Source organism: uncultured Campylobacter sp., from assembly GCF_937949835.1.
Taxonomy (GTDB): Bacteria; Campylobacterota; Campylobacteria; order Campylobacterales; family Campylobacteraceae; genus Campylobacter_B.
Map to the genome: position 1 here is coordinate 1 of NZ_CALEDC010000052.1, position 5612 is coordinate 5612.

The 5612-nt window shown below is 40.5% G+C and carries 3 protein-coding genes and 1 pseudogene; 3 read left to right on the plus strand and 1 reads right to left on the minus strand.

Annotated elements, in window-relative coordinates; translation table 11 throughout:
* The first annotated feature begins 210 nt into the window (after positions 1 to 210).
* Positions 211 to 606 (plus strand): GNAT family N-acetyltransferase, encoded by a 396-nt coding sequence (locus tag Q0256_RS01185; protein ID WP_098979398.1) that lies wholly within the window; start codon positions 211 to 213, stop codon positions 604 to 606.
* Between the two features lie 373 nt (positions 607 to 979).
* A pseudogene (locus Q0256_RS11570) lies at positions 980 to 3247 on the plus strand (molybdopterin oxidoreductase family protein).
* A 903-nt stretch (positions 3248 to 4150) separates the two neighbouring features.
* Here Q0256_RS11570 and Q0256_RS01205 read toward each other — a convergent pair.
* Positions 4151 to 5347, minus strand: a complete 1197-nt coding sequence (locus Q0256_RS01205; RefSeq protein WP_297959271.1) for a TRAP transporter substrate-binding protein — start codon at positions 5345 to 5347, stop codon at positions 4151 to 4153.
* 90 nt (positions 5348 to 5437) lie between these two features.
* Between Q0256_RS01205 and Q0256_RS01210 the strand changes: the two genes are divergently transcribed.
* A partial coding sequence (locus Q0256_RS01210) for a pyruvate kinase (protein ID WP_297959274.1) occupies positions 5438 to 5612 on the plus strand: 175 nt, incomplete at its 3' end.

Below are 5612 nucleotides of genomic sequence, written 5' to 3' on the forward strand. Positions count from 1 at the left end.
AATTTTCCATAAAAAATTTTCCTCCTTGATAAAATTTAATTATTACATTTGAATATTAACATTTTTTTTAATAAAAATCTATAAAATAAATTAAAAATATTGAAATTTTAGGATACTTATTATATAATAACCAATAAAAAAATAATATAAAATTAAATATTTTTAATGCTAAAAGAAAACTAATAGGATGTAAGAAAAAAAGGAGAATTTATGATAACTTATGAAATTGCAAAAAGTTTTGATGTAGAAAAAATAATTGAAGTATTTGAAAGTTCAGGTATAGTAAGACCTACAAAAGAAAAAGAACGTATAAAATCTATGTTTGAAAATGCAAATCTTATTTATTTTGCCTATGATAATGGGCAACTTATAGGACTTGTAAGATGTGTTACAGATTTTAGCTACTGTTGTTATCTTTCAGATTTAGCAGTAAAAAAAGATTATCAAAAACAAGGTATTGGAAAAATGCTCATAGAAAAAGTGAGAGAGCATATAGGAGAAAAAGTAGCATTAATATTACTTTCAGCAATCCCTGCTATGAATTATTATCCTAAAGTAAATTTTGAAAAAGCAGATAATGCATTTATAATTAAAAGAAAGTCTTAATAGGGAAAAAATTTTTTACTAAAAATTTTGGTGTAATTATATTTAAGTCCGTAAAAAAATTCCGTCATTTATCTGACGATATTTGGAATTTATTTGATAAATTTGCTTTAAAAGCTTAAATTTAAAAACTAATTTCTTTTTTAAACCGGTCCGTTGATTATTTGCTTTAAAAGTCTAGTATATCAGTACTAAAGTATATTTTAAAATTTAAATTGCTACTGAAATTACCCCAACTTACTCCTAATTATAATTGAAAAAATTCTTTTAGCTTAAGGCAAAATTTCAATTTTATTTTAGGTAAGAATTTATATAATTGTGCCGAAATTGCATATATGGTAATTTTGCATGTTTAGTATTTTCGAAAGGAGAAAATATGGCGAATAAAGGCAAGGTCATATGCCCTTATTGTGGCACAGGCTGTCAAATCGAGCTGACTGCGGAAGACAATTATATCAAATCCGCAACCGGCGTAAGCGACAACCCCGTAAATCAAGGTTGTTTATGTTTGAAAGGTTATTACGGATGGAATTACGTAGGCTCTAGAGATAGACTTACTACTCCGCTAATTCGTAAAAAGAATGGCAAATTTAGTAAAGACGGCGATTTGGTCGAGGCTAGCTGAGACGAAGCTCTTGATTTAGTTGCTAAAAAGATGCTCGAGGTTAAAGAAAAATACGGCGCCGACGCGATAGCCGGAAACTATTCCGCACGCTGTACGCATGAGGATAACTACGTAGCGCAGAAGCTACTTAGAATTTTAGGCACGAATAATATCGATCACTGCGCGCGCATTTGACACGCTCCGACTGTGGCAGGTCTTGCCAAAACAATCGGTAACGGAGCGGCTACAAATAGCTTCACGGAGATCGGAACTCACAGCAACTGCATTATGATGATCGGCTCAAACCCTGAAAATGGTCACCCGATCGTAGCTATGCACGTTCAAAGAGCGTTAAATAGAGGCGCCAAACTCATCGTAATTGACCCGGTTAAGACGGAATTTGCAAATCGCGCAGATATCCACCTCCAGCTTGAGCCGGAGCACAATATCCCGGTCATCAACGCTTTAATCCATGCTATTATCGACGAGGATTTGGTAAATCACGAATTCGTTGAGAAATACACCAAGGGTTTTGAATATGTAAAAGAGGCGGTTAAGGATTATTCGCCTGAAGCCGTAGCCAAATACACTAGGCTAAATGCCGAGGATATTAGAAAAGCGGCTAGAATTTACGCTACCACGCGACCTGCGGTTATCACGCACGGCATGGGTGTAACTCACTTCAACCACGGCGTGGGTGCGGTTTGTGATATTTCAAATTTAATGCTCGTAACGGGCAATGTGGGCGAGCTCGGAAGCGGCGATCTACCGATCCGCGGACAAGAAAATGTTCAAGGCTGCTGCGATATGGGAATGCTTCCTAACGTCTTTACCGGCTACAAAGCCGTAACCGACGAGAGTGCCCGTGATTGGTTCGAGCGCCAGTGGAATTTACCAAAAGGTCATCTAAACGGCAAGATCGGCATTCATAAAACTGAAGTTCCTGACGCAATTCTTGATGGTAGGGTAAAATTCTTCTGGACGATGGGCGAAAACCCGGTTATGACCGATCCGAACGCAAACCACTTCTTGCGCGCGATTTCGCAGGTAGAGATGTATGTGATCCAAGATATTTTCTTAACCGAGACTAGCCGCAAAGCAGATGTCGTGCTCCCCGGGGCTTGCAGCGGCGAGAAGGAGGGCACTTATGCTAACGCCGAGCGCCGCGTACAGCATAGCGAGATTGTAGTTGCCCCTCCGGGACAAGCTAGACAAGACTGGGCTATCATCTGCGAGCTTGCCAGACGTTTAGGTCTAGGAGATTATTTCACATTCCAATCTCCAGAGCAGATTTGGGAAGAGGTGCGCAGGGTAGCTCCGCACAACTACGGCGGAATGAGCTATTACCGCATCAAAAAATACCACGGACTTCACTGGCCGTGCCCTGATGAGAATTCTATGGGCGGACCTGCATTGTACCTTGATAAAAAATTCTTTACCCCGGACGGTAAAGGAAATTTCGTCCCGGTTCTATTCGTGGATGATAAGAGCAAGATCGAAAGCGCCAAAGAGGAATTCGCAAAGCGTATGAATATGCCGAAAGATTATCCTGTAATGGCGGGCTCCGTGGACGAGAAGACCGACGAGGAGTTCCCAATCCAGCTTCTAACTACGCGTAAGGTTTACGAGTACGCAGGAGGTGCGATGACTAGGCGCTCTAAGACCGTCGAGCAGGGCGGCGACGCGATAGGACCGATTGCGGAAATGAATCCGAAACTCGCCGAGCGATATGGAATTTCACAGGGCGATTTCATCGTCGCGTGGAGCCGCTACGGCTATATCGCGATCAAGGCGGATATCACCGAGTGTATAATGGATGGTATCATTCAGATGTCTTATCACTATTGGGAAAGCTGCTGCAACGAGCTAACCAGCGGCGGCTGGGATCTCATCGCTAAAACGCCTACGTTTAAAGCGGCGATTCAGATCAAAAAGATCGACGAAGAGGAATTTTTGCGTATCCGCGAGCTTAAGCGCATTAAATTTCAAACCAATAAAGTCGTTTACGACGACTTCCACCACCATCCGATTAAATTCTAAGAATTTAATCTTATCCGTAGATTCGGGGGTTATGCTCCCGAATCTACTTTTTAACAATCAATTCAAATAGTATGAACAATCCAAATAATATGAAATTTTTACGATTTAGCCGTCTTGCAGTATTTTAAAGATCAAAAATTTCAAGAATTCAATAAATTTCGCGGTATTAATACGCTTTTTTTGCGTAGTTGCACTATCGATAAGAGGGTGTGAAATTTATCTGCTATTGCATTAATAGATGCGGCGGCAGAGACTGGGCCTTCGTGATTTATCAAATCCTAATAAATTAGCCTTAATTAGAGCGGCGCAATGGAGTAAATTTTAAAGATAAGCATGATAATAAGAGTATTTTATCGCGACAAATCTTATCAAATTACATTATTGATTAAATTTTAACGCGCGCAGGCTGATTTTATGCGAATTAGCCTATATTGCCAAGAAATGTCATAATTTTAATAATTCAAATGCAATTTTTGTGATTTTGATAGATGAATGCAAAAGGCCCATAGGCTTTTTAAAGCGCTAGACGCGGCTTTTAATCTTAATGGTCGCAAATGCCGGTTTCTAGCATAGCTGGAGTAGCTTTGTGCTCCGTCTAAAATCCATAAATTTTGATTTTAAAATTTTAGATTTAAAATTCCGAATTCCTTCGTACTTGGAATTCGGAATTTTTAGAATTTTGTTTTATCACGTGTTTTTGGCGTTCTATTTCACGCGGGAGCCCTTTGCTGCGCTAGATCGCGCTACTTGCGATATTGAAGCTATTGCGCCAAAGCTGCTGCGGCAGAATTCCATCTACTTTATGCAAAAGTAGTTAAAATTTCTGCCGCTTGTCGCACCTGAGCTACTTATTGTGCCGGTCTGTTCGTCGCGCCTTAATTTTTATCGCTCGCAGCGCCCGCTTTACTTTGTCGCGCCTAAATTTTTGCCGTCCGTCGCGTTAGAATCGCTTGCAGCGCCGTGATTTTCGCTGCTTGCAGAATCTGAGTTTGTCGTACCGCTAGAACCTGCGGAGATTGGATTTGCTGCACTTTCGCCCGCGATACCGCTTACGTTATTTATGTAGGCTACGGTGCTTATTTTATTCCATTCTCTACCGATTTTCAAAAATGCGCGCTGGCTGTCTAGGATCTCTTTAAACATCGGATCTTTCGCCGCTTCTTCGTCTAAGATTTCATTCGTTGCTTTTTTAAGCGCGGCTATCACGTCCGCAGGGAAGTCGCGCACCTGCACGTCCGGAAACTGCGCTTTTAGCTCCGCCCAAATGCGAGCGTTTTCGTAAAAGCCCTTATTTTGGAAGTTCTCTCCGGCAAGTCTTGCTGCAGCCTCTAAGATCGCTTGAAGATCCGCAGGCAGCTTCTCTAGCGCCTTTTGATTTACCAGCAGTTGGCAGTCTCCCATAGGCTCTTGCCAGCCTGTGTAGTAGTATTTAGCCACTTTGTGAAATCCAAGTGGCATATCATAGACAGGGCTTACCCACTCGACCGCGTCGATCGTACCCATTTCTAATGCCATAAATAGCTCGCCCGTAGGCACCGTGTTTATAGTGGCACCCAGCTTGCTCATCACCTCTCCGCCTAGCCCCGGTATGCGGAATTTAAGCCCTTGCAGATCTGCGACTGAGTTGATCTCTTTTTTAAACCAGCCACCCATTTGCATGCCGGTATTTCCAGCTCTAAAAATTTTGATATTGTATGGATCGTAAACTTTTGCCTCAAGCTCCTTACCACCGCCAAATTCATACCAAGCTGTTTGCTCATCAGTATTCATCATAAATGGAGTTGCTGTAAAAAATATAGTTTTAGCATCTTTGCCTTTATAATAATAGCTACTTGTGTAGGTAATGTCGTATTGACCGCTTTTAGCAAAATCAAGCATTGCAAAAGGTGATTTATGTTTTGATGGATAATCAATCCTTAGCTCAAGTCTGCCATTACTCATCTTTTCAACTTTATCCTTTAGCTCTTTTGGCACATCACCAAGCACTGGCATAGTGCTCTCCCATGAGCTAGCAAGCTTTAGCTTATAAACTTTATCATCTCCCATAGCAACGCAAGCAACAGCTGCTAGACCAAGAGACGCTAATAAAAATTTATTCATATCTTCTCCTTTGAAATTTTGCCTATTATACAAAAAATTACATTATTAAAATGTGTTATAATCGCAAAAATCAAATTTATGGGGCATAAAATGATAAAAAAGACGAAAATCGTAGCTACTTTGGGGCCAGCAAGTGATAATGAAGAGACAATGGAGGCGATGGTAAAAGCGGGTGTTAATGTCTTTCGTTTAAATTTTAGCCATGGGACACACGAATACCATAAATCAAACATTGACAAGATAAGAAATATCGAAAAAAGGCTAA

What these genes read in the sequence shown, in the direction of transcription:
- Q0256_RS01185 (WP_098979398.1), top strand. Translation starts at nt 211, where the DNA reads ATGATAACTTATGAAATTGCAAAAAGTTTTGATGTAGAAAAAATAATT.
- Q0256_RS01205 (WP_297959271.1), bottom strand. Translation starts at nt 5,347, where the DNA reads ATGAATAAATTTTTATTAGCGTCTCTTGGTCTAGCAGCTGTTGCTTGC.